The sequence below is a fragment of the Sphingobacterium kitahiroshimense genome, from assembly GCF_025961315.1.
Lineage (GTDB): Bacteria > Bacteroidota > Bacteroidia > Sphingobacteriales > Sphingobacteriaceae > Sphingobacterium > Sphingobacterium anhuiense.
This window is the reverse complement of sequence record NZ_JAOQNK010000001.1, coordinates 5,155,081-5,181,428: the sequence shown is the minus strand read 5'-3', so window position 1 is coordinate 5,181,428 and position 26,348 is coordinate 5,155,081. Positions and strand designations below refer to the sequence as shown.

General features: G+C 35.7%; 20 protein-coding genes and 1 pseudogene. 13 read left to right on the top strand and 8 right to left on the bottom strand.

Annotated elements, in window-relative coordinates:
• The 3 genes from M2265_RS22330 to M2265_RS22320 all read right to left on the bottom strand — a co-directional run bounded on the left by M2265_RS22330 (position 1) and on the right by M2265_RS22320 (position 5,508).
• A complete protein-coding gene (locus tag M2265_RS22330) occupies positions 1–3,543 on the bottom strand; it encodes a SusC/RagA family TonB-linked outer membrane protein (protein ID WP_132770576.1) in 3,543 nt (1,180 codons plus the stop codon).
• Between the two features lie 78 nt (positions 3,544–3,621).
• The gene (locus M2265_RS22325) at positions 3,622–4,803 is read right to left on the bottom strand and encodes a FecR family protein (protein WP_132770578.1); all 1,182 of its coding nucleotides are present in this window, start codon (positions 4,801–4,803) and stop codon (positions 3,622–3,624) included.
• Between the two features lie 117 nt (positions 4,804–4,920).
• Positions 4,921–5,508: an RNA polymerase sigma factor gene (locus M2265_RS22320; RefSeq protein ID WP_165905906.1), complete on the bottom strand. Its 588-nt coding sequence runs from the start codon at positions 5,506–5,508 to the stop codon at positions 4,921–4,923.
• A gap of 1,091 nt (positions 5,509–6,599) precedes the next feature.
• Between M2265_RS22320 and M2265_RS22315 the strand changes: the two genes are divergently transcribed.
• From M2265_RS22315 to M2265_RS22295, 5 genes are all read left to right on the top strand, one after another.
• Positions 6,600–7,220, top strand: coding sequence for an RNA polymerase sigma-70 factor (locus tag M2265_RS22315; RefSeq protein ID WP_165905907.1), 621 nt, complete (start codon positions 6,600–6,602; stop codon positions 7,218–7,220).
• A 60-nt stretch (positions 7,221–7,280) separates the two neighbouring features.
• On the top strand, positions 7,281–8,468 hold the full coding sequence (locus M2265_RS22310; RefSeq protein WP_132770584.1) for a FecR family protein: 1,188 nt from the start codon (positions 7,281–7,283) through the stop codon (positions 8,466–8,468).
• A gap of 106 nt (positions 8,469–8,574) precedes the next feature.
• Entirely contained in the window at positions 8,575–12,228 is a 3,654-nt protein-coding gene (locus M2265_RS22305; RefSeq protein WP_132770586.1) for a SusC/RagA family TonB-linked outer membrane protein, read from the top strand.
• A gap of 11 nt (positions 12,229–12,239) precedes the next feature.
• Entirely contained in the window at positions 12,240–13,646 is a 1,407-nt protein-coding gene (locus tag M2265_RS22300) for a RagB/SusD family nutrient uptake outer membrane protein (RefSeq protein WP_132770588.1), read from the top strand.
• Between the two features lie 53 nt (positions 13,647–13,699).
• Complete coding sequence (locus M2265_RS22295) at positions 13,700–14,746, top strand: TlpA family protein disulfide reductase (RefSeq protein WP_132770590.1); 1,047 nt, start codon at positions 13,700–13,702, stop codon at positions 14,744–14,746.
• An 87-nt stretch (positions 14,747–14,833) separates the two neighbouring features.
• On the opposite strand, the gene M2265_RS22290 is transcribed toward M2265_RS22295, so the two are convergent.
• Positions 14,834–15,091, bottom strand: a complete 258-nt coding sequence (locus M2265_RS22290) for an integrase core domain-containing protein (RefSeq protein WP_132770592.1) — start codon at positions 15,089–15,091, stop codon at positions 14,834–14,836.
• A 482-nt stretch (positions 15,092–15,573) separates the two neighbouring features.
• On the opposite strand from M2265_RS22290, the gene M2265_RS22285 reads away from it, so the two are divergent.
• Together M2265_RS22285 and M2265_RS27050 are read left to right on the top strand one after the other, a co-directional pair.
• Entirely contained in the window at positions 15,574–15,891 is a 318-nt protein-coding gene (locus tag M2265_RS22285; protein WP_132770594.1) for a hypothetical protein, read from the top strand.
• A 76-nt stretch (positions 15,892–15,967) separates the two neighbouring features.
• Positions 15,968–16,290: pseudogene (locus M2265_RS27050) on the top strand (ORF6N domain-containing protein); the annotation flags it as partial.
• 171 nt (positions 16,291–16,461) lie between these two features.
• On the opposite strand, the gene M2265_RS22280 reads toward M2265_RS27050, so the two are convergent.
• Positions 16,462–16,887 (bottom strand): hypothetical protein, encoded by a 426-nt coding sequence (locus M2265_RS22280; protein WP_132770596.1) that lies wholly within the window; start codon positions 16,885–16,887, stop codon positions 16,462–16,464.
• A 192-nt stretch (positions 16,888–17,079) separates the two neighbouring features.
• Here M2265_RS22280 and M2265_RS22275 point away from each other — a divergent pair, with 192 nt between their 5' ends.
• Positions 17,080–17,262: a hypothetical protein gene (locus M2265_RS22275; protein WP_132770598.1), complete on the top strand. Its 183-nt coding sequence runs from the start codon at positions 17,080–17,082 to the stop codon at positions 17,260–17,262.
• A 166-nt stretch (positions 17,263–17,428) separates the two neighbouring features.
• Here M2265_RS22275 and M2265_RS22270 read toward each other — a convergent pair whose 3' ends face one another.
• Together M2265_RS22270 and M2265_RS22265 are read right to left on the bottom strand one after the other, a co-directional pair.
• The gene (locus tag M2265_RS22270; RefSeq protein ID WP_132770600.1) at positions 17,429–19,078 is read right to left on the bottom strand and encodes a protein-disulfide reductase DsbD family protein; all 1,650 of its coding nucleotides are present in this window, start codon (positions 19,076–19,078) and stop codon (positions 17,429–17,431) included.
• A gap of 133 nt (positions 19,079–19,211) precedes the next feature.
• Entirely contained in the window at positions 19,212–20,288 is a 1,077-nt protein-coding gene (locus tag M2265_RS22265; protein ID WP_165905908.1) for a PLP-dependent cysteine synthase family protein, read from the bottom strand.
• A gap of 190 nt (positions 20,289–20,478) precedes the next feature.
• Here M2265_RS22265 and M2265_RS22260 point away from each other — a divergent pair, with 190 nt between their 5' ends.
• Positions 20,479–20,937, top strand: a complete 459-nt coding sequence (locus M2265_RS22260; protein WP_132770602.1) for an Lrp/AsnC family transcriptional regulator — start codon at positions 20,479–20,481, stop codon at positions 20,935–20,937.
• A 373-nt stretch (positions 20,938–21,310) separates the two neighbouring features.
• The gene (locus M2265_RS22255; protein WP_132770604.1) at positions 21,311–21,583 is read left to right on the top strand and encodes a helix-turn-helix domain-containing protein; all 273 of its coding nucleotides are present in this window, start codon (positions 21,311–21,313) and stop codon (positions 21,581–21,583) included.
• 99 nt (positions 21,584–21,682) lie between these two features.
• Here the strand turns inward: M2265_RS22255 and M2265_RS22250 are convergent, their stop codons facing one another.
• Complete coding sequence (locus M2265_RS22250) at positions 21,683–23,113, bottom strand: L-serine ammonia-lyase (RefSeq protein WP_132770606.1); 1,431 nt, start codon at positions 23,111–23,113, stop codon at positions 21,683–21,685.
• A gap of 312 nt (positions 23,114–23,425) precedes the next feature.
• On the opposite strand from M2265_RS22250, the gene trxB reads away from it, so the two are divergent.
• The 3 genes from trxB to M2265_RS22235 all read left to right on the top strand — a co-directional run bounded on the left by trxB (position 23,426) and on the right by M2265_RS22235 (position 26,305).
• A complete protein-coding gene (gene trxB / locus M2265_RS22245) occupies positions 23,426–24,394 on the top strand; it encodes a thioredoxin-disulfide reductase (protein ID WP_132770608.1) in 969 nt (322 codons plus the stop codon).
• A gap of 223 nt (positions 24,395–24,617) precedes the next feature.
• The gene (locus tag M2265_RS22240) at positions 24,618–25,208 is read left to right on the top strand and encodes an RNA polymerase sigma factor (protein WP_132770609.1); all 591 of its coding nucleotides are present in this window, start codon (positions 24,618–24,620) and stop codon (positions 25,206–25,208) included.
• An 83-nt stretch (positions 25,209–25,291) separates the two neighbouring features.
• A complete protein-coding gene (locus M2265_RS22235) occupies positions 25,292–26,305 on the top strand; it encodes a FecR family protein (RefSeq protein ID WP_132770611.1) in 1,014 nt (337 codons plus the stop codon).
• Positions 26,306–26,348 lie beyond the last annotated feature (43 nt).

Below are 26,348 nucleotides of genomic sequence, written 5' to 3'. Positions count from 1 at the left end.
TTAAAACTCGACTTGAACACCGAACGATACCGCATTTTGACCTGTGTATATATTGTTCAAAATTTCTGGATCTATACCGAAGCTATTATTCTTCCAGACCATGACGTTGGATAACTGAGCCCGTAAGGAAATCTGTTTTGTATATACACTTTTTGCCCAGGTTGAAGGCAAAGTATAGCCTAGAGAAATATCACGTATCTTTAGGTAAGAGGCACTGATAACATTTAGATCTCCTTGGGTATAATAATCGGTATTGCGCAGGTTAGTGCGACCAGAGGAAATGCTCACATAAGCTGGTATTTGAGTACGTTGCTCATCTCCTGCTTGTTGCCAGCGCTGCATAAAATCGCTGCTCACATTTTCGGTAATGCGTCCACCAGTCCATAGTGTATTGAGATTTGGTCTTCTCATGACATGACCCAAATTGAAAATCGCATTGACGTTTAAAGACAGATTTTTATAAGTAAACCTATTGGAAAGTCCTCCGTTCCACTTTGGTTGTACTGTACCCATAAATCTAATATCCTCAGCTAATGTCTTATTGGGTTCTTTTGTGATCGTACCGTCAACCAACTGTACTTGAGGATCGCCAAGGGCGTCTAGACCAGCATAGGCATAGGCAAAGAGTGCATATGCATCGTATCCTGTTACAAACTGCTCTCCAATCATCCCTGCTCCTGTAGAAATTGGCGTGGCGCGATTTAATTTGATGATCTTATTTTTGTTATATGCCAAATTTAATGTCGTACCCCAGGTAAACAGTTTTGTACTTACATTTCTACTGCTCAGACTCAATTCTAAACCTGTATTTTTCATATCGCCTAAATTTCCGGTAATATTACTGTATCCGGTAAATGAATTGGTAGGCATGTAGCCTATGAGGTTTTCTGTTTTCTTACTGTAGTAATCAAAAGATCCATTCAATCTATTGTTAAATAAGGCAAAATCAACTCCGGCATTGATGTTAAACGTGGATTCCCAGGTTAAAGACCTATTGGCAGGCGTGACAATATTTACACCGACACCTCCGGGAAAAACAGAATTTGTCGTTGTAGCAATAATATCCTGGGATGCTGCAGTACCGATATTTGGTGAATTCCCGGTTACGCCTACAGTAGAACGAATGCTCAGGTCTTTTATCCAAGAAATATTAAAGAATGCCTCGCGGCTAACTTTCCAAGCGGCGCCAATACTCCACACGGGCCTATTCTGTGCAGATTTTTCTTTACCGTACAAGGATGACTCATCGATGCGCCAACTTGCATTGATCGTATATTTTTTGTCGTAGGTATAGCCTGCGTTAGCATAGTAAGAAACAAAGCGATTCTCCTCTTCGGTATGTCCTGCTACAGTCGATGGAAAAAGAACACTCCTGTTGGTACCTGAATTGCCGATGACTGGGCTAGCGATCCCATTTGCCAATGTATTCAGATCCACAGGGAGGTTGGTGAGCAAATCTGGCTTATATCCCCACACGGTATTATAATTGCCTTTTGTCAAAAATGCTTGTGCTTCCTGACCAAACAAAGCTGTGATAGCGTGTCTATCGTAAATATTATCAAATACCAATTGATTTCTGACCGTCCAATTTTTAGACTGCTGGTCTGCAGTATAGAATCGTGCGTCGGTCTTAGGAAGGTAAGCTACTCCAGATAGTGTCGTAAATTGAGCTCGTTGAAGACGTACACTATAACTCTCCTGCTGGCTTAAAGTTTCTGTCTTACTAGATCCTCTTGTCAAACCATAGGTGCCTTCGAATCGTAAACCTTTATAAATATCAAGACGCAGTCCTGCTGTAATACGCGCTCGAAGCTGGTTGATATTGGTTCTCCCATAATTCATTTCATCCAATGGATTGTAATGAAGTGATATCTTGCTGCGATTTTCATAGACTGTCCGGATCGAGTCTGCCCAATTCAGATAGCCCATGTCCAAACTATTACTTTGCAGATCTTTATATTGGATGTAAGGAAGTAAGGAATTTGTGGGTGCTACCGTAGGCACTGATCCTCGATCAATATTGGAAAGATCTGTAATCAGATATGCAGATAATCTGTTGTTTATCTTTAGATCCTGGCGTAAATTTACTTTGTACGTTTTATCTTTACTGCCCGGTGTATAATTTTTATCATCTGTATATGCTGCTGATCCATAAAAACCATAACGGTCTCCTCCACCTGAAATAGAAAGAGTATGATTCATTAAGAACGCATTTCGATACCAAGTGTCAGAAAGATGGGCTAGATTATCAATACTGCCCAAACTATCCAATTGGTGATTAACAGTTGTGCCATCGATATTTCCTAAATGGGCTTGGTATAAAGATCGTTCATGGGGAGCTACAAAAATACCTGTAAAATTACTCGAGGTAGGTGTATTGATCGCTCCCCATGTGGTATTGATCGGATCAAAAATTGATTGAGCGGCATCAATAAGCTGTCTGCTATTTAATTTCGGAAGATAATTAAGATCTGGTTTTCCTTCCAACTTCATGAAACCACTGTAGGAAACTTTTAAGCGGTCTGATTTGGATCCTTTTTTTGTTGTAATAACAATAACACCATTTGATGCCCTTGCTCCCCAAATGGATGCTGCTGTGGCATCTTTTAAGACAGAAACATCTGCTACGTCATTCGGATTTATTAAAGCGACTTCATTCATCGACACGATAATACCATCAACAACCAACAATGGTGTACGATTAGAATTGATCGATGTAACACCCCGTATGGAAAACTCTTCGCCTCTACCTGAAGAGTTTACCGTAAGTCCTGGTACAAGTCCATCTAGCCTATCTAAAATATTCATTGATGTTGTACGATCATGAACTACAGCCATATCTGGCTTCCCAAATGATCCGGCACTACGTTCTTTACTAATCTGCTGATAACCGGTTGAGTAAGTAATAGCGACCTCATCTAGAACTTGATTATTTGTATTCAAATTGATATCACCCATTTCTACAAGTGCAGGGAATGATGAGCTTTCAAGTCCGACATAACTTATTAAAACAGTTGCATGACGTGGTACACCTTTAAGTTGAAATCGTCCTTCTGTATCTGTGGTGGCTTGACTTACCGCCCCTTCTACAGTTATGGAAGCCCCATTGAGCACTTTATTGTTTGAAAGCACCCGACCACGAATATCAATAAAATCTTGGCTTTGTATGTTTTGATTATTAGCAGGTACACTTTTAAGCGTTACGATTTTACCGTTAATAGAATAATCTAAATTTAGTTGAGTTGCTAAATCTTCTAATACCTCCCCGAAACTAGTATTGTTAAATTCGACGGCAATATTTTTTCGTAAAGGAATTTTCTGTCCGTCAAAAATAAAATCATAGCCACTTTGTTTCCTAATTTCTTTCAAGACAGATTCTACTGTAACTTCCTTTTTTACAAGATTAATGGATTGTCCATAAACCATCGTATGTAAAGATATTGCAACGGAAAATGCTCCGATTAAAATTGGTTTTTTAAACCCAATTGTTGGCCGGTAGTTATACCAATCGGCAAATGAATTGGGTAATTTTTGTTTTCGCATGTTTGTTAGGTTAAAATGTGTGTCGACTGTGTCAACGTGATTAGTATGGTTTTTCGCTAGATGATATTAAGTTTGAATTTATTTAGATTGATAGGATCTGACGATTAAGGTTCGCCCTTTTCTTTCAAAACGCACCTGATCAAGACTTTCAATTGCTCGTAGTACGGCAGAAAGAGGCTGTTTTTTAGATACCCACCCCCCTGTTAACATTGCTTTATCGATATTGCTTTCATAGATGACTTCTATATTATACCAACGTGCAATTTTTTGCATAGCGTCATCAAATTTGATGTTATTGAGCGCAAAATCTCCCTGTTGCCAATCGACAGCACTTTTGGGATCTGTCTTTGTAACAACAGTACCTGTTGTACTCGTAAGAGCTTGCTCTCCTGCGTTGAGAACATGTTCTGAAGCTTGGTGTTTTACTGATACACGTCCCTCCAATACTGTTGTAGCGCCGGTAGGATTATTTTGGTAGGCACTTACATTAAAATGGGTGCCTAATACGCGGATCGTTTGCTGAGAGGTATGAACAACAAATGGATGTTTCGCATCTTTTGCAACTTCAAAGTAAGCTTCCCCAACCAGCTGCACCTGACGAGTCCCATTATGCTGCAAATCGGCACGAAACTGAAGTGTGGAAGCGGCATTTAACCAAACTTTAGTTCCATCAGCTAGCTGTACCTTATAAGTTTCGCCATTTCTAGTTTTGATTGTATTCAATCCGGCTTTTGGTGACAGAGTACCGGCAAAACTATAGGTGATCTGTCCCTGACTATCATTACTGATTTTTATCCCATGATCATGCGCAATCTCCCCATTTCTAATTGTAGACAATGCAATTTCTCTGCCGTCACCCAGAATAAGCGTAGCTGATTCGCCTCCTGGTGCGATATCCTTTTCTATCTCGCTCGCGTATTTGATAGGACGTAATTGCTGATGATGATAGATTCCTAAGAAAAAAAATAATAGAACTGCTGCCGCCGCTGTCCAATAAAACGAAACCATGGACCGTCTGATTGGTTGAGTAAATGATAACTGTTGTATTATCCTAGAATATACATTTACACGTCGATCGACATCTGTGAAAGTCACTCCTTCTTCTTGAATCAAAATTTGCTCCATCAGATCTTGTACATGTTGTGCACAATAATCATTAAGAATCAGTTCATAGTAATCATACCTCTCTTGCACAGATGCTGTATTATTATAAATTTTATAAAACAGCTTTTCTACGGCCTGTATTTTATGGGTTTCCATCAAAGTAGATTTGGTCAAACAATAACACGAACATTAGTATTTCCTACTGTTCCTTATTACTTTAGACGATTAGATTGGGAGATACTACTATTGAAGTTCTATTTTATTTGTGAAAAATTAAAACTTTGTTAGCAGATAGAACACCGCGAAAGAAAAGAAAGCAGCATTTTTTTCTAAATATTGACGAATTTGTTTAAGGGCACTTACGAGTTGATTTGCAACAGTACTTTTAGCAATATTTAACTTTTCAGCAATTTGATCATGTGTTAAACCCTCATTTCTACTCAATTCATAGATGATTCTACGTTGAGGAGAAAGTGTATCGAGAGCTTCACTAAGCAGTAAAAGTGTTTCTTTATAAAGGATACGCTCTTCACTTACTGAATCCATTGTTTGCTGCTGTGAGATTACAAAATCGAGAATGGGTCTTCTTTTGGCAAGTTTTTTCTGATAATCAATAACTCTATTTGAGGCCATGCGATAGAGATAAGCTTTGGGATTTTCTATATTTTTGAGGAAATCTCTTTTTTGCCATAGATCAATAAAAATATCTTGAACAAGGTCATCCGTGACATCTGGAAGTGTAAGCATCCTATCTACAAATATAAATATCTTGGGACTGTAATGAGCATATATAGCAGAGAAGGCACTTTCACTACCACCGGATAGTTTACGGAACATCATCAGCTCTTCACTATTTTCCATTTCAAAGCTCATTTCTATTGACTAACGAAGATTTAATAATCGAGATTAGCCAAAACTAGTGAATTTTATACAAATAGCATAATATGAAAAATAACCCTAGTTTAAACTATTTTTATGAGTCTGTACCAAAATAAATAGCGATAAATAATGGTCTTTTATACACCAATTTTAACGAATCATTATTGTATTTTTTGAATGGAATTCATGAAATCCTTCGCTTAGTTTTTTAACACATCCTAACACTGTTTAGCAAATAAGATTAATGATTATGATAGATTTGGAAACTCAGAACTACATTATTACTTACTATCTTCATCTAATGACTCCAAAGGAGAAACTTGCTTACAAGCATATCCATTCATTGTTGAAGCTGAAGATAATAATGATCACGACAAAATGTCGAAAATCTATCATAAAGTTGGATGCCTTGCTAAAGATAATGTGGCCTTATCTCTGCTAACAAATGGAACTAAGAATTTTTATAAAAATACAGCTGAACGCATTTTTTCTCATCATTATAATGAAATCATCTTCAACAACTGTCCCAAATGTGGCAAGCTAGCAACAACCCCTCATGCAAAGCAGTGTAGATACTGCAATTTTGATTGGCATCAACCCACATTTTGAATTATTCATGAAATAAGAATTCCCAAAAACTGACTACCTCCCAATTTCATGAGCATTGTAAATTAGAAAAATCGATCCATTTCCTTTGAGATAAACTTTGACCCATTATCAACGCGAATTTTCTATGGTTAGACACCTTTAAACAACATCAATTCTTCCATGACATGCACAACCTAATAACCTTTTATATATAAAAAATTAAAAATGATAAAAAAAAGTATACCTTAGCACTGTTAAATAATTGTGACCAATTTTTCAATAATCTCATTGATTATTGAAAAATATTGATTTAACAAATCTACCTAAATAGTTAAACTAGAAGAATAGTATTTTTTTGATCATAAAAAAGCATATAGATTAGGTGGATCATTTAAAATTATTAAGCTTAAAGGAACAAAAAAATCACTTCCTTTTAAAAGGATAGTTTTCAATTTTTAATCTGATCATTTATAGAAAATTAAATTGTGGCAACAATTATTTGGAACCTAAAAACTTGGAATGATAAATTTGACCATGACCAAGAAGAAGCATTCAAATATTTATTTGATAGTCATTATGTACAATTATGTCTTTTTGCAGGAAAAATATTAGCAGATAGCATAGCTGCAGAAGATATTGTCATGGATGTTTTGACAAATTTTTGGGAGCAAAAACGCCAATATATCCGTGTTAACAATATTTCTTCTTATATTTTTACTTCTGTCAGAAATGCATGTCTCGATCATTTAAAAAAACAAAAAAAAACATTCAATCCTGAACAAGAAACTATTAGTCATTTATTTGGCGCAGAGAACATGCTGGAAGGAGAAGAAACCTATGTACGTGTGATTGGATTAATAATCGCGAACGTAGAAACTCTTCCTCCTAAATGTAAAACCATCTTCAAACTTATCTTTTTTGAAGGAAAATCCACATCTGAGGTCGCATCTGAACTTAATTTATCTCCTCAATCTATTCGAAATCAAAAAATACGAGCTATTCACTTATTAAAGATAAAAATTGATCCAAAAAATCTAATTGCGCTGACTTCATTTCACATTTTATTAAAGAACATTGAGTTTTTTCAAAATTTTATAAAAAAATAATCAGATTCTTTAGGTTATTTTATTTGGTTTGTCGTCTTTATATAAAAGATACCTGAGGACATGAACCAAAACCCTGAATATATTGCCAAACTGCTGTTTATGGATTTTAACAGCACAATTGATCCACAGCAAAAGAAAGAGCTGACCACCTGGATCAATGCTTCCGCGCAAAATAAGTTGATATACAATAGGTTTAAAGATGAAAACTATCTTATTAATGATATCCAAGAGATCAAAAAATACGACAAATCAGCAGCATGGAAAAAATGCCAGGAAACAATAAAGGGTAAAAATATAATCGTACCGGCTAAATCACAAAAAATTAAACGTTTTTTAATCATTAGTGCCGCTGCTGCACTTTTAATTTTCACATTTGTAATAGGCGATTATATATCTTCCACAAACGTAGCCGACATAAATATAAGATATAGCAACCAAAATATTCAGCCTGGAAAAAATGGTGCTATTCTAGAACTTGAAAATGGAAAATCAGTATTACTGGACACACTACAAAATGGTACAATTTATCTTGAAAACGGAATTAAAGCTTTTGTGGAGAACGGCACTTTACGTTATGACGCAAATGTCAATAATAATGTCATTAATACTGTTCGTACGGAAAAAAGCAGACAATATCAAATGATGCTTTCCGATGGTACTAAAGTATGGCTCAATGCCGCTAGTACCATTCGTTTTCCAGTAACTTTTGTGGGCAGTACACGGAAAGTTCAAATTACAGGTGAGGTCTATTTTGAAGTAGCTCCAAATAAGAAAATGCCTTTTATAGTAGAAGTCCAAAATAGGATGTCCGTTGAAGTATTAGGTACACACTTCAACATTAATGCATATAGTGATGAGTCCAATATCAATACTACCTTGATAGAAGGAGCAGTCGCTATACATTATAAAAATAAGGTTTATCAGCTCGCTCCTAATCAACAGGCCCGTGTAACAAATACAAATACTGATGTATCGCCAAAAATACTTAATCATGTCAATGTAACAAAAGAAATCGCATGGAAAAACGGTCTATTTAATTTTGAAGGCAGTGATATTAAAGAGATCATGAATCAACTTGAACGTTGGTATGATATCACTGTGGAATATAGGGGTGAGATACCAAACGTAACATTTTTTGGAGAGATTAGCCGCGAAGAAAATTTAGGAGACGTCCTAGAAGCTTTAAGTGGATCGGGAATAATCTTCAACCTTGATCAAGAAAGGAGGTTGACCGTAAGATCTAAATAAAAAAACAAATCAAATTAGCCAGTAAAAACAGGCCTATATTAACCACACCTAATAAATCAGGCATAAGATATAGTACATTTTAAATTAACCTAATCATAATATAATTATGCAAAAAAAAATTACTCTAAAAGAGCGTCTGTCTCGTTTCAGAAAGAAATTGTCATCCATGTATACCATAGCAACTTTAAGCATGTTCCTATGTATAATTTGTCAATCTTCGAATCTGATAGCGCAAACCATTACACTATCAGCCAAAAATATCTCGATGACAGAAGTTTTTGAAAAGATGAAAAAGCAGACTGGTTATTCGGTTTTTGGAGACACTAAGTTGATGGAAAAAGCGAAACCTGTAACGATATCTGTAAAGAACATCGCCATCAATGATTTTTTGAATCAGGTCTTCAAAGACCAACCCTTTGGCTATCGCATCGGCAATAAGACGGTATTTTTGATAGATAAAGGGGCTGACGCAACACCTCGCTCCAATCAACAGCGCAGTAGCCAAAGTGATTTACTGACCCTGCGAGGTAAAGTAACCGATGCTGAGGGCAAACCATTAGCAGGAGCTTCCGTTCTTGTCCGTAATAAACCCCAGTCCGCAACAACTAATGAACTCGGAACATTTACCATCACTATCAGCAATCAGGATGTGTTACTAATATCCTACATAGGTTATATTACACAGCAAATACCATACAACAGTGGAATGACAAACAATGCTTCGCTTACGGTCCAACTCGTCTCTGCGATCAACAATGTGGACGAGGTAAATGTAACCGTCAATACAGGTTACCAAAGCATCGCACGCGAACGTATCGCAGGCGCCATATCCAAGCCAGATATGGAAATCTATAACGACCGAGTAGGAACGATGAATGTCATCCAACGTCTTGACGGTTTGATTCCCGGATTGACAGTCAATAATGCTCCAAATGCAGATCCTTTCCAGATCCGCGGACTCACCACTGTAGGTAGTACCGTCAATATTGGTGGATTCGGGGTATCAACAACCAGCAGATCTCCCTTATTTGTTGTTGATGGAGTTCCTTACGATGATATCAGCTTAATAAATCCCAATGATGTATTAGAGGTAAATGTACTTAAAGATGCAACTGCTGCTTCGATCTGGGGTTCAAGAGCCGCTAATGGTGTCATTGTGATATCGACAAAAAATGGTAAAAAAGGAAATGGTAAACTCAAAGTGCAGTACAGCAATTTTGTAAGGCTCCAATCTCGTCCCGATTTAGATTATCTACCCGTACTGGATAGCAAGCGTTTTATACAAGCAGCAAAAGAAACCTTCGATGCAAAAATAGTTAATTGGACCAGTATCAATAACAACACAACCCCAATTGTTGCTCCTCACGAACTCGCCTTATATAATTTAAGTCGCAATCTGATTACACAGCAAGAGTCCGATCGTCTCTTAGACAGCATGTCTTTGTTAGACAACAGGCGTCAAATCTCCAATAATTTCTATCGAAATTCGGTCGTCCAAAATCACGCTATCTCAGCGAGCGGAGGAACCGATAATTATGCTTTTTATGGATCTTTTAACTACACCGGTAGCAAGGGAATCAATAACAGACCGGACAACAGCAGTGATATTTTTAAACTAAACTTGCGTCAGGATTTTAAATTTGGAAAAAGGGTATCTTTATATCTGGTCACCGATGCAACCAATAATATCTCAAAAAGCAAGCCGTGGGCTAATTTTGATAGCCGATTTACTCCTTACCAACTTTTCAATGATAATTTAGGCAATCCTATTGATCTTTCCTGGAGACAACTTACAGACGAGTTACGACAAAAGACGGAGGAAAGTGGAAAAATAGATTTAAGCTATGTCCCACTTAATGAACCGGGATTTGGATATACTAATATAAATGGATTGGCCATTAGACTCAATACAGGACTAAAAATAGACGTCTATAAAGGTCTGTCTTTTGAAGGGACATACAGTTATACCAAAGGAAAAACAGAATCTAAACAGTTTGAAGATCAAAAAGCATTTGAAGTAAGAAAAGAAGTATTAAGCTATGCGCTTCAAAACCCAAACACGAGAAGCGTAAACTATATGTTCCCAATCAACGGCGGAAGATTAAGACAAGTCAACACCTCACGCGAGGATTACACAGCTCGCAATCAGTTGGTTTATAATAAAAACTTTAATGGTCGCCAGCATCAGCTTACCGTACTTGCAGGTAATGAAATTCAATCACTCAACACAGATCTTGTCAATCAACTCACACGTGGATTTGACGACAATCTCAATACAGTTCAGATGATTGACTATAAAACACTTTCTTCAGGAACACTTTCTGGCGCACTTTATCCAACAACAGGAGGTTTTGCATTCTATTCGCCAGACACGTATTCGATTCAGAATCTCGACACCAGATTAATCTCTTTTTATTCAACATTAACCTACACATTATTAGAAAAATACGGATTGAATGCCAGCTGGAGAATAGATAAATCAAATTTATTTGGACAAGATAAATCAGCACAGAATAAACCTGTTTACAGTATCGGCGGGGTCTGGAATTTGCAAAAAGAATCCTTTATGCGAGATATCTCTTGGTTAAACAGTCTCCGACTTCGTGCGACATATGGAATAACCGGCAATTCACCATCGCCAGGGACAGCATCATCCCGCGACATACTTTTGGCACGTGTTCCATCTGGTTTCACTGTGTCACAAGGTAACATATTTACGATCAATAGCCCTGCAAATAGACAATTAACCTGGGAATTAACTAAAAACACCAATTTCGGATTGGATTTTGGATTGGTCAATAACAGGATATCAGGATCCGTAGACGCTTATTGGAAAAACACAGAAGATCTTTTGGATATGATGCTAGTTAATCCATTTGCAGCAGCAGGTGCTACAACAATTTTAGGAAATGCGGGTTCGCTAAAAAACCGAGGTATCGAATTGTCATTAACAACAATCAACATTAAAACCGCGAATTTTCAGTGGCGCACGGTTTTGAACGGAGCTTACAATACAAACAAAGTAACCAAATCTTATAACTCCAACAGCATCACGACTGGAGCACGTAAAGTGAGTGAACGCACAGTACAAGGATTTTCTGCCTATGCCCTATTCGCCTATGACTATATGGGTCTTGACGAACTTGGTGATCCACTCATCAAGCTGAACGACGGCAGTACGACTAAAACGCCTAACGTGTCAAAGCCCGATGATATCCGTTACATGGGTACCACACAACCAAAATGGTCTGGTGGGTTCAACAATAATTTTAGATACAACAACTGGAGTCTACAGTTGAATATGGTATTTAACGCAGGTCACGTAATGCGCAGAGATGTCAACTCGAGATATTCAACCGTAAATTCATTTCAAAATAATTTTCATGCCGATTTTGCTGATCGTTGGAAAGCACCTGGAGATGAAAAAAATACAGATATTCCTTCCTTTGTTGGTAACACGAGTCTCAATAGTTCCCGTAGAAGTACATTCTATTACATGCTAGGGCATACCAATGTAATCGATGCATCATTTATAAAAATTAGAGATATCACTTTAAGTTATAACCTACCTCAAAACTTATTGAAAAAAGTTTTGATCAACGACTTACGTATCTTTGGTCAAATCGGCAATATCATGTTCTGGAAAGCCAACAAATTTGGAATTGACCCTGAATTTCAAGGACTTGGATCATTTGGAGGTACAAGAACCTTACGTACGGGTCAGCAAACCATATCTTTCGGAGCCAATTTATCCTTTTAACCTGTTAACCAATGAGAAAAATAAACAAATATAATTTACTATGTGTGATAGCTATACTAGTAAGCTCCTGTAAAAAAGACTTTTTAGAAGTTGCTCCTAAAGGGAGTCTAATAGCAAGTAAAACATTTGAATATGAAAACATGCTTTACGGTTCGCAATCTATCGGATTTGATGTTCCATCCATTATATTAGCAGATGATGCTGCAACAATATCAACCTATTTTAATGCATCAAACCTGAGATTTCAACGACTTTTCCGTTGGGAATCAGACATCTATGAGCAAGAACAAAGTGCGTCAGAATTACAAGATCCCATAAAAAACATTTATATATATAATAAGGTCATCAATGAAGTAATGGATTCTCAAGAAGGGAGCACGGAGTATAAGCGTAGCCTAGTTGCAGAAACAAAAGCCTCCCGTGCTTACTTCAATATGATGCTCGTCAATTATTATGGTAAACCGTATAATTCTAAAACTGCAACAAGTGACTTGGGTATACCTCTAATAAAACTTGCAGATGTAGCGCAGACTTCTTTCACAAGGGCTACTGTCCAAGAGGTTTATGACAGTATGATTGGAGATCTAAAAGAAGCAATTCCAGAAGTACCGATCAATGTACCTCACCGCCTTCGGATGTGTCGTGCAGCTGCTGAGATGACCTTGGCAAAAATATATTGGTTTATGGCAGATTATAAAGCAGCTTTAGAGTGGATCAATATAGCGAAGAGCCATCTGCCGACAAGTTTTGAGCACGGTCTTTATGATTATAACGAGACCTTCCTCAATCCATCATGGTCCGTATCAACAGGCTTTAACAATAAACAGGATCTCCACGTCAGAGTCAGCATATCACAATGGGTATCATCTTCAAACAATGTATTGTTAGCTCCTTGGGTATATAAACTCTACTCGACGAATGATCAAAGGCTCAAGGCTTTCAGTAATACTCCTTTCCAAGGTACAGGCGTATTTCCAGTTGCGGGTATAAAACGCAGAACTGGTCCATTCGGGTCACAAGTAGGACAAGGTATTACAATGCCCGATATGGAGCTCATGAAAGCGGAATGTGAAGCACGCTCGGGACTTTTAGAGCAAGCAAATCTAACAGTAACCAATTTCAGAAAGATGCGAATGCCACAATCTGAAGCTGTAGTACCACCACTTGCAAAAGATGACTTGATCAAATTTATCATTGATGAGCGCACACGTGAATTTGCCCTTTTTGGTCATCGATGGTTTGATATGAGAAGACTTTCATCAGATCCATTGTTTACCGATAAAACATATAAGCATGTCATATATGACGGTCAAACAGGTACCGAAAAAGAAACATTCACGCTAGATCCACTCCGCCTAACCTTACGTCTTCCAAGAGGTGTGCTGGAAGCAAATCCTGGTATGCAGGATAACCTTTAAAAAATTCACATTATCAAAACAATCTTTAAATAATTAAAAAACAATAGTATATCATGAAAAAAACTTTATTTAGTATCCTCCTCCTATTTATGTCTATTTGTGTTGTAGCACAAGAAAGCAGGCAAGAAATTTTAAAAAGATTAATGGATAGCAAAGATAGTATTGCTTCGGACCGCGAATTGCAACGTCTAGTCAATAGTGATCAAGAAGATCAGTTATCTTTGGCCATCAGCTTTTATCGTATGAAAAATGCACCCGCTAAAGTAGATTCTTTGCAAAAATTAGCCGGTCAAAAATTCCCAACAGGTTCGATTGCCTATAATAATGCCATTGGTGTATTTTCGAAAAAACCCAATTACAGTGAAAAAGTAGTCATGGCCGAGGAAATAAAAAAACATTTCCAAGGCAATGATTTTACTTATTTGGATCGTCTTTTAGCAATTGAAGCTGCAAAAAACAATGATTGTAAAACACTGAAAAATAGCTACAATGCCATTAAAGAAACAACCAGTGGTATCCCTTCCATTCCAAAAATAGTAGAAGGTTTATTAGTAAATAAGACTAATCTCTCTGACTGCATGAAAGAAATCTATTCAGAATTGACAATAGATTACAGAAATCATTTAAAAAGTAAACTTGTTAATGAAGAAGCTCCTAACTTTTCATTAAAAGATCTTAGCGGAAAAGAAGTGTCATTGGCTAGTTTAAAAGGAAAAACAATAATATTAGATTTTTGGGCGACATGGTGTGGACCATGCGTCAATTCCTTTCCCGGAATGCAAAAAGCTGTAGATAAATATAAAAATGATTCATCTGTAGCATTTTTGTTTATCAATACTTCAGAACGCGGTACAGAAGATCCTACAGAAAAATTAAGGAAATTTATAGATGATCGCAATTTCACTTTCGATGTATTAGTAGATCAAAAAGATAAGAATACAAAAAAGTATGCTGTCAGTGACGCTTTTCAAATTACTGGTTTACCAACCAAAATTATCATCGATAAAAATGGTCAAATTAGATTTAAAATCATTGGATCAAATGATGCAAATGATTTTATTCCCATAGAAATAACTATGATGGTAGATATGATTAAATAAAAGCTTAAAGCTAAACAATTCACCGTTAAACTTTAAAACAACAAATAAATCAGAAAGATTTACATCTCTTTCTGATTTATTTGTTGTTTATAAGTGACCTCCTCCCAACTTAAGGAATATTTCAAAGTAGAAAAATTTGCTATTTTTGATCTGATTTTCAATAAATATATCAGATATTAAATCCCCAAAACAGCTATGGGATCTGAAAGTATTATATTCTTGTCTCCAGTCGTCAATTTTCTGTTTAGCAGCTTTCAAAAAAAGGAACCAATTGGTGTTTAAGCATTCATCTCGGAAGATTCCGCTGAACAACTCAATATACGCATTATCCTTCCTGTAGCTCATGTACAGCTTATATCTATATTCATAAAGGACACATTGCCAGAGATTGTACCACCCTTGAAATTAATAGTATAAAAGAAAGCACTGTAGAAAAACTTCTCTGATATCACATCGCAATCGCACTGAAACCCTTGTTACTCATCTTCACCGGCGGTGGAATTGGTGGCGGTATAGGTGCTGCTGCATCACTGTTCATTCTACCTCTTAAGAAACGATAAAGCTGGAAATATGAAATACCTAAAAGTAATAAGTGCTACATGTACTGCATTTGCAATATATTTTTTATTGGCACTGATGATTAAAGAGTGGATTGGTTAGAAAAGTGTCAAGGTAAATTCAAATTTATCTAACAAAACAATGTAATACACATTAAAGCAAAATCGTTATTAAATAACAACACTAACTGTTTAAGAATTTTATTATAAAAGATTAAATGATGCGATATAGACTACAATGAAATTGTTTAGCAAATAAGATTTATGATCATGATAGATCCAGAAATTCAAAACTACATTATTACTTACTATCTTCATCTTATGACTCCAAAGGACAAGCTTGCTTACAAGCACATCCATTCATTGTTGAAGATTGAAAATAATACGGATCAGGCCAAAATGTCGAAGATCTATCATAAAGCTGGATGGCTTACTAAAGATAGTGTGGCCCTATCTTTCCTAAAAGATGGAGCTGAAGACTTTTATAAAAATACAGCCGAACGTATTTTTTCTAATGATCATACTAAAATAATCTTTAACAATTGTCCTAAATGTGGCAAATTAGCAAGAATTCCTCACGCAAAATAGTGTAGATACTGCAATTTTGATTGGCATTAACCCATATTTAAATTATTTATGAAAGCGTGTCAAGAAAAAGGTGAAGTCAGATATTATTCAAAATACCAAAAGCTCTATTATTATTCTGGATAATTATGTGGACGATACGGTACTGACCTTATTAGGCAAACGCAAGGATAATGTAACTGCAACAATCTACACTAAGACTATTAGTAATCAACTACGGTGCGGTCTGCAACGGTTCAATAGTCGATATCCTCCCATTGACATTTTCTCCGATACTCACGACCGATTTTTAATAATACGGAGCTTTACCATATCTGAGCTTCACTGAATGACCTAGGCAAAAAATGGTTTGCTTTTTCACGAATGGATATTGAAGTCGGCAGGATTTTTCAACTCTTGAACTCTTCATATAACCTCGAACTTTTCAAAGGTTTTTTTGTTATTTCTTTGGATTTTATCCATAGTTGCTACCAACGTTCAGTTGCTTTGCGTAGTACAAATGTTGATTTTAAAAATTGACTTCAATTTAAGGCTGAAACCGCCATTACCTAAAGCTGTTAGCAGTAATATTGGTCAAATTCCTTTTATAGCGAAATAATTTCTGAAAACATATTTCCATGGAATTATAAGAATATCCAAGACAACGCCAACTATAAATATAATGGTAAATGCGTTTACCTCATCAAAGGTATTGTTTCTATATGCTGGAATAGCAACTGCGATTAACCAAATTAATTTGTAAAAAAATTGCAGTAATAATAAAGGTGCCATTTTAAGGGGTTGCCTTAATCCTAAAATCATTAGGGTTGAGTATGCTGCCCAAAAGCTATAAGCTACACCGTCAAGTGGTTTCCATTGCCCATTGTGTGTGAATATTTCTGTCCAAGCGTCACGACCCAAAAACAGAAAGGTTATAACAAAGAGTATTCTCATTAAATATAGTCTGTACTTAGGAACTCCTTTTAATATTGCTTGTTCATCATTGAAAAATTTTCCCATTGGTTTGTGTTTTATATTTTGAAGTGAATATTGGTAATTACTGCTAACGTCAATTAATCTAAAAACTTAAATTGATTTGTAGCTAGAATTAGCTGAAGCTAAATGTAATCAATTTGATCTTATAAAAAAAATGGAGTTGCTACCCTTGAGTGGAGACAGATTTAAAAAAAATAGATTTAAATTTGTTCAATTATGAGAAGAGTACTTGATGATTCTTTCAAGAAAATGGCTGTTGTGCTTTCTTATCACAAAGGATCTGTAGAAGGAGCAACCCATGAATTAGAAATTGATCCTAGCAGATTAAGTAAATGGCGCTTTGATCGCGGGTATAATGGAGGCACAACTTTACCTAAAAATCATAAGATAACTCTTTGATGAGTATGCAATCATAAAAACAATAAAAGAAAGCAATCCCTTACTTAGAGATTGCTTTCTTTTATGACTGAAGTCTGCTAAACGGCCGATATCCCGTTAGCACACTTTCGAATATAGACCAATCTTATCGAAATAAAATTTGAGAGATCAACTCTGTTAACTTTAATTATTTGGCCAAAGTAAATGCTGTCAAACCTTCATTTAAATAAGCTAGATAAGTCGTAGCATCATAATCAGCACCTTTTGGTTTAACCAAAACCTGACGGTTTGCAGAATTCATAAGCACATAAAAAGGCTGTGAATTGGATTCAAACTGACTCGATTGTAAATAACTCCACTTACTTCCAATTGTCTTCAACAATTTTCCCGAACTCGTTTTTTGTTGATCTTCAACAGCAAGCTCAGTGCGGTCATCAACATAAAGTTGGATGATAACGACATTACCTCTTAAAAAAGAAAGAACTTGAGGATCAGTCCACACATTGGCTTCCATTTTCCTACAATTGACGCAGGCATGGCCTGTAAAATCAAGCATAACCATTTTATTGTGGGTTTTAGCATACTCCATACCTTCCTCGTAATCAAAAAACACATTTAAGCCAAGCGGTGCATGAAATAAATCTGAATATTTGCGTTTCGAAACATCTGTTGCATGAGGAGCGCTACCTGATGATACTTGATTTAAATCAAAGTCCTGCGTACTTTGTGGTGGTAAAAAAGCAGATATTGATTTTAACGGAGCACCCCATAATCCAGGAATCATATATACCGTAAAGGATAGTACAATAATAGCAATGAAAGTACGGAGGACTGACAGATGTGGAAGATTACTGTCATGAGAAAATTTGATTTTCCCAAGTAAATACAGTCCCATTAAACCAAATATAACAATCCATAAAGACAAAAATATTTCACGATCAAACCAGTTCCAGTGATAAGCTAAATCAACATTAGAAAGAAATTTCAATGCGAATGCCAATTCTAAAAATCCTAAAACAACTTTAACACTGTTAAGCCAACCACCTGATTTAGGCATGGCTTTCATAGCACTAGGAAATAATGCAAAAAGGGCAAAAGGTATAGCTAATGCAAAAGAAAATCCAAACATACCTATAGCCGGACCCAACAAAGCTCCACTTGTAGCCGCCTGTACCAATAAAGTGCCGATAATAGGTCCGGTACAAGAAAAAGATACTAAAGCTAACGTTGCTGCCATAAAGAATATACCAGCCCATCCGCCTTTATCAGATTTTGCATCCATTTTATTTACCCATGAACTTGGTAGATTAATTTCAAATGCCCCCAAAAAAGAAGCCCCAAAAGCAACCAACATTAAGAAAAAGAAAAAATTAAAGATACCGTTCGTTGATAAAGCATTAAGGGCATCCGAACCAAAAATCATCGTTACCGCTAATCCAAGCACAACGTAAATAACAATAATAGAAATACCATAAAATAAAGCACGAATAAAAGATTGCGATTTATTTTGATTTCCCTTTGTGAAAAAACTGACTGTGAGCGGTAACATGGGGAAAATACAGGGCATCAATAAGGCAGTAAAACCGCCTAATAATCCTGCTAAAAATATTCCAAGAAGGGACTCTCCTTCTGGATGTTCTTCTGCTGTAAATACCGCAACGGTTTTCTTAAGATTCTGTGCAGTATCAACAACGACAGAATCTGTCGAGGCTTCAGAAATACCACCATCAACAAACTCCAGTTCGTCCATCTTTAATAAAGTATCTGCCTCCTGCGCATGCGCAAAAGCTGGAAGAAGAACTATTAAAAGTAATAATTTTACAATAAAACTTTTCATAAATAATTAAATTATAATGCCGGGTGACAGGTTACTAATTGATTAAATCTGATTACAATGGGATTTCTCCCATTGTACCAGATTCTACTTAACATAAACAGATGTCTAATACGCGATTAGACTGAAACAATCTTTATACACACTCAATAGTAAAGAGAGATTTTGCTAATCTACTGATCGGGCTAAACCCAGTGAAAGAAAGATCGGTAGAAATATAACCTGCAGCAGCTGGCTGCTCTCTTACTAAATCTGTACTTAAGTACTTTTTATTATCATCGCACAATAAGGTGACAACAACAGCTTCTTCCCCTAATTGTTCTTTTAATTTAATAGCTCCAATCACATTCGCTCCTGAAGAAATCCCTACGGCCAAACCCAGTTCTTTTGCTAATTTTTGGGCCATAATAATAGAATCACCATCTGAAGCTGAAACAATCTCATCCAGTTCATCTAACTTCACAATAGCTGGAATAAATTCATCTGAAATACCCTGAATACGGTGTGATCCAACCTTATATCCGGTTGACATCGTAGGGCTTTCAGCGGGTTCCAAAGGATGGATCTTTACATGAGGATTTAAGCTACGAAGATGACGGCCTACCCCCATAACCGTTCCTCCCGTGCCAACACCAGCAACAAAAGCATCTGCAACTAAACCCTGCGAGGCTAACTGTAAACCAATTTCACGACCGGTCGTTAATTCATGAGCTTCGGCATTGAATTGATTTTCAAACTGTCTGGGCAAAAACACCCCTCCTTGCCGAGCTAGTTTTTCACTTAATTCAATACTCCCCAAAAAGCCACCTTCTTCTTTACTAACCAACTGAATATCTGCGCCCATACTTTTTATAATATCAATGCGTTCTTTACTCAACCAATTGGGCATAATAATTTTCACCTGATGTCCTAAAGCTTTGCCAATAGCAGAAAAAGAAATACCGGTATTACCGCTAGTGGCTTCTATAATAACATCGTCAGGTTGGATCTGACAGTTCATATAGGCTTTATACATAATATACAGTGCCATACGGTCTTTGATACTTCCTGTAAGATTGTAATTTTCACATTTTACATAAATCTTTCCTGCCTTTCCTTTATAGTTGTATTGCAATTCCAGCATAGGTGTGTTTCCTACTAAACACCACAAATGTTTAAATCTACTATCAAGCTCGGGAGACAAACATTTACTAAACATCAATTCGTTATTCATGATACACTATTTTAAATAATATCAACCTACAATAACTGAAGATTTAATATCATCAGCAAAATTGATATAAAACAAAATAATAGTCACTACAAAAAGATAAATTCAATAAATTTTATCCAAATAATAATATATTTAAGAAATATTACAGAATCAATCAATTTTAAATATTAATATCAATAAAAAACACAAAATGATGTTAGATGAAACCGACACCAAACTATTAAAAATTTTACAGCATGACGCTACACTTAGCAATAAGGAACTGGCATTTCGACTGCACAAATCTATAGCGGCTATACATGAACGTGTTAAAAAGCTTAAACAACAGGGCTACATTAAAAAAGTTGTCGCTATTCTTGACCGGCAAAAAGTAAACATGGGTCTGATATCTTTTTCACAGGTATTCTTAAAAGCACATACAGCCGAAGTTTTAAATGAATTTGAACAAGAAGTTATTAAATTTCCGGAAGTTATGGAATGCTACCAGATGGCTGGATCTTATGATTTTATGCTTCGAATAGCAACTAAAGATATGCAGGCCTATCACGAATTTTTAAGATACCGCTTAGCTGTACTCCCACATGTGAACACCGTACAAACTTATTTTGTTCTATCGGAAACTAAAAGTGAAACAGCATACCCAATCTAAAGGAACAGATTGCATAAAAAAGGGAGAAAACTAAAGTTTTCTCCCTATAGATCGATGGTCATTTATTGTAATTTCTTCTTTTCAATGGTACGCAAGATTGCTATGCAATAAAGCTTTGGAACAGAAATATTTAATTCCTATTATCTATAAAACCGTAAATTATTCGACAGGTAAGCTCAAATTATTTCGCTTACCATAATTTATTCGGAAGTACGTAATTGCCCTATTGATTACGCAGTGTATTACCTAATTTCGTAATAACCGCAATTTCTTTAGCTTCTCCAGCCCTTGCGTAAGAAATGAATAGGTATAATTACAATACATGGATAACATAATTATTTACAAAATATAAAGCTCATTGATTACTTACGCTATGAACGAGAAAAGAGATTTAAACCGGCTATCTGAAATAGGAGTTTTCTTACGATACAACCGTAAAAAAGCTGGCCTGAGTCAAGACAAATTGGCAACACGCTGCGACTTAACAAAAAGTAACATTAGTAATATCGAAAATGGAAGAAAGGACTTTAATTTCACTACTTTTTTAGAGTATGCAAAAGGTCTAAATAAACATCCTAAAGATCTTCTAAATACAAATTTCTTATTCTCAAAAGATTGGCTAACTAATGATGAGCATGACACTTAATTAGAAAGGATGTCAGGCATCATCACCTATAAATTGCTTTAATGACTGATATCCCTTTACGTAAGAGTTCTTTCCTGCAAACTTTCTCCCTATTTTCAGTTAACATTCCGCGAGACTAATTGGAACTTTCTTAGCAAGGCCACCTTCTGCGGTTTCTTTATATTTGGAATTCATATCAATTGCTGTTTCCCACATAGTAGCTATTACAGCATCAAGACTTACCTTTGCATGCTTAGGATCTGAATTTAATGCCAGTTGACTGGCTAAAATGGCTTTAATGGCTCCCATTGAGTTTCGCTCTATACAAGGAATCTGTACGAGACCACCTATCGGATCACAGGTCAAACCTAAATGGTGCTCCATAGCAATTTCTGCGGCCATGATTACCTGTCGGGTACTTCCTCCCAAGCATTCGGTCAATGCACCAGCAGCCATAGCAGAAGATACTCCAATCTCAGCTTGACATCCGCCCATTGCAGCAGAAATAGTAGCGCCCTTCTTAAATATTGATCCAATTTCTGATGCAGTTGCCAAAAATTGATAAATGGATGATTGCTCCGATTTATTTCGAAATATAATCATATATAAAAGCACTGCAGGAATAACACCTGCAGATCCGTTTGTTGGTGCTGTGACCACTCGTCCAAAGGAAGCATTGACCTCATTAACAGCAAGAGCAAAACAACTTACCCAATCTAAGATTGACTCAAAAGACTTATCACCGATACCAATTTTCTTAATCCAACTGTCGAAATTAGTATAACTACTAGCCTTTAACCATTTCTTATTTAATTCACCGGCACGCCTTTGAACATTTAATCCTCCAGGAAGATTTCCAAAACTGTGACAGCCTTTATAGACAGAAGCACTGAATACATGGAAGATATCATCCATTTTACTTCGTGTAGAAGCTTCATCTCTCAAAACCAATTCATTTTTAAAAACCAATTCTGATATTTTACAATCTAATTTATCAGTCCAGTTGATTAAATCTGCTGCCGTGTCAACAGGATATGGCAAATCGACTTTTGAAGTAACAATTGATTTTTCTTCTATTTGTACAACAAAGCCTCCTCCTATAGAATAATAGTTTTCGCAAAATGCTGAACCGTCATTAAAGAAAGCAACAAATGACATCCCATTTGGGTGAAAGTCATTAATTTCATTCCAATGAAAAATGAGGTTATTCTGATAATCAAACTCGATCGGATGTAAGCCTTTCAAAAAGAGTTCGCGATTATCTTTAATCCTATTATATTTAGGTATGACATCATCGACATCAAATATGATAGGATCATCACCAGATAAACCGAGTAATATAGCAACATCAGTCCCGTGTCCTAATCCTGTTTTTGCTAAAGAACCATAAAGATTAACAACAAGGCCACACACGTTTTCCAGTTGATTTATTTTGACCAAAGCACTAATAAAATACTGTGCGGCACGCCATGGACCCAAAGTATGGGAACTCGATGGCCCAATACCAATTTTAAACATATCAAACACGGAAATCTGTTCTTTTTCTTTCATTATCAAAATCTTTTATTGTTTATATTTTCAGATATAATTACTGGCAAATAGTAATTTTCGAATTGGCTAACAACTCTTTTACGAGATTTAAAACTTAAATCAAATATCCATAAAATCAAAAATTATATCAAAACACTTTCACTTTAACAGAATAATTAATTGTTAAATCTATATTAAACAAGAAAATATTCAGCAACTTAATGTAATAATGATTACATTTCATAATTTTTTCTAAAATTTAAAAGATGGTAAAATCTTCCATTTATTCAACCTATTTTTGAATTAATTACAAACTAAAACAGTCCTCTACTTATGAATGAAATCTCAACAGAACATGTGCAATGTCTGATTATTGGATCGGGCCCTGCTGGATACACAGCTGCTATATATGCAGCAAGAGCAGATTTAAAACCAGTGATGTATACCGGTATGATACCCGGCGGACAACTTACACAGACCACTGAAGTTGATAATTTCCCAGGATATCCAAAAGGTATCACAGGCCCTGTAATGATGGATGACTTGAGGCAACAAGCAGAGCGATTTGGAGCCGATGTACGATTTGGAATGGTAACACGTGTGGAATTCGCTCAAGATGCTAATATGCATTTGATCGAAATAGACAAAGGGAAAAGAATTATGGCGCAAGCAGTTATCATCGCTACAGGTGCAACAGCGAAATGGCTAGGAATAGAATCGGAAGAAAAATATAACGGTTTTGGGGTTTCAGCATGTGCAGTTTGTGATGGATTTTTCTTTAAAAATCAGGAAGTTGCAATTGTAGGTGCTGGAGATACTGCTGCAGAAGAAGCAACCTACTTAGCTAAAATGTGCACTACAGTTCACATGTTGGTAAGAAAAGCTGAATTTAAAGCATCTAAAGCTATGTTTGCGCGTGTAATGAGTACGCCGAATATAAAAGTATATTTTAATACAGAAGTTAAAGAAATTCTTGGAAATGATAAAGGTGTCAATGCTGTTCTTACTATTGATAAAAATACGAAAGAACAATTTGTTATTCCTGTTTCTGGATTATTTATTGCTATCGGCCATACACCGAACACTGCACTTTTTAAAGGAGAAATCGATTTGGATGAATACGGATATATAAAAACTATACCGGGCTCAACTGCAACTAGTATACCTGGTGTATTTGCCTGTGGAGATGTTCAAGATCATGTATATAAACAAGCAATCACTGCTGCCGGTACTGGCTGCATGGCGGCATTGGATGTTGAAAGATATCTAGCTTACCAAATGGCAGATGTAGCTTATTATTAATATTTAAAGGCCTTGAAGTAGTAAATAAAAAATTGAATATGATAAACTTAACAAATTACCATATTCAATTTTTTGTTAAAAAAATCGAAAATCTTTAACAAATTAACAATATGACATCAATTACAATTCTAAATCGATAATTATTTTTAACTTTACAACTAAAGTATTTAAAAATCTATCTTAGATTTAGGATCTCCCACTGCAATACTTACACTACACTAAAATGAAAAATAGCAAAAATGTCTTATTAAGTAACGATGAGTTACTAAAACGACTTCGAGATCGAGATCTGGAGGCTTTTAATGTAGTGTATGATAATTATTGGTCTATGCTGCTGAATGTTTCTCTTAAGCGTCTTGATGATCCCATAACCTGTGAAGAAATAGTACAAGATGTTTTTATCGAATTATGGCAGTTTTGTGCTAATAGAGAAATACATAATCTTGAAGCTTATCTGATAACCTGCGTAAAATTTAAAATATTTGAGGCCTACAAAAAGAGTAAAAAAATAAAATCAACAGTTGCTGAAAATAATGTGTTTTTTAAAATTGAAGAAGCCTACGAAGACGACAGATTTGCAGAAAAAGATCTTATATCTTTGATTGAAAAATGGATTGCACATCTACCACAGAAGAGGAAAGAAATATTTAAAATGCGCTATTTGGAGGGACTAAGCGTAAAAGAAATTAGCGATGTTACTGATAACTCTCCAAATACCATTAAAAATCACCTCGGGGTATCGATAAATAAATTAAGAATGATGATTAAACAGAATTTCTTAATCATTATATTAATTTTATTCAACTGTAAATAAGCTCTTTATAAAAAAAATAATTTCTGACTAGTACACTCATACTGAAAATGCACACTACTTAAGTGAACATTGTACTAATCAAAATGCAAGAACCAAATCCAAAACTCGATAAGTCGATAGACAAGTACCTAAATGGTGAAGCTAGTAAAGAAGATTCTGAAACTGTAGAAGAGTTTTATGAAAGTTTTTCTTCACGCCCAGATATTATCAATAAACTTACAGAGCGAAAACAAAAGCTCATAAAAGCTAGAATACGTAAAAATATTTTGAAGAAGTTAGATTTGAAGGAAAAAAAGCAAATCAATTTCACAAAAATAACGGCTATAGCGGCCATCTTCTGTTTTGCGCTGACCTATATATTATGGCCCAAACATGGACAATTAAATAACATCGAAGTCACGCTAGCGAAAGGACAGCAACGCCACATTATACTGGAAGATGGTACAAAAGTAACGCTTAATGCTTCAAGTAAAATAATTTATCCCGCCTCTTTTAAAGACTCAACAAATAGACAAATTACTTTGATTGGAGAAGCTTATTTTGATGTTGCAAAAGATCCGAATAAGCCCTTTTTGATACATACTCCGAGAATGCAAATAAGTGTTCTTGGAACAGCTTTTAACGTACGAGATTATGTCGGAGAAAGTAAAGCGGAAACAGCGTTAATACATGGAAAAGTATCTATTTCTCAATCAGGTGAAGAAACTCAAAAATATATCTTAAGTCCTAAAGAAAAGTTTATTGTCTCAGAAACCAAACCTTTGCATCATGAAACGATAACTCCAACTGAAAAGATAATTTCAAATCAAGAAGTTGCTATACAAAAATTTAATATTTCTGACAAAGATGGTTCAGCTTTAGAAACCGAGTGGATGTTAAACCGAATTACAGTTATAGATGAGCCCCTATCTGAAATTGTCAAAAAGCTTGAACGTATCTACGATGTCAAAATAACGATATCGAACTCATCCACTGCTAAACAAAGATATTCTGCAACTTTTGATCGTGAAAAACTTGATGACATTTTAAAAGCACTGCAAATCGTCCAACCTTTTAGTTATATGAATAAAGATAAGCAGCTTATTGAAATCAAATAAAAAACAAACGCATACTCAATCACCTAACAAACCAATACTTACT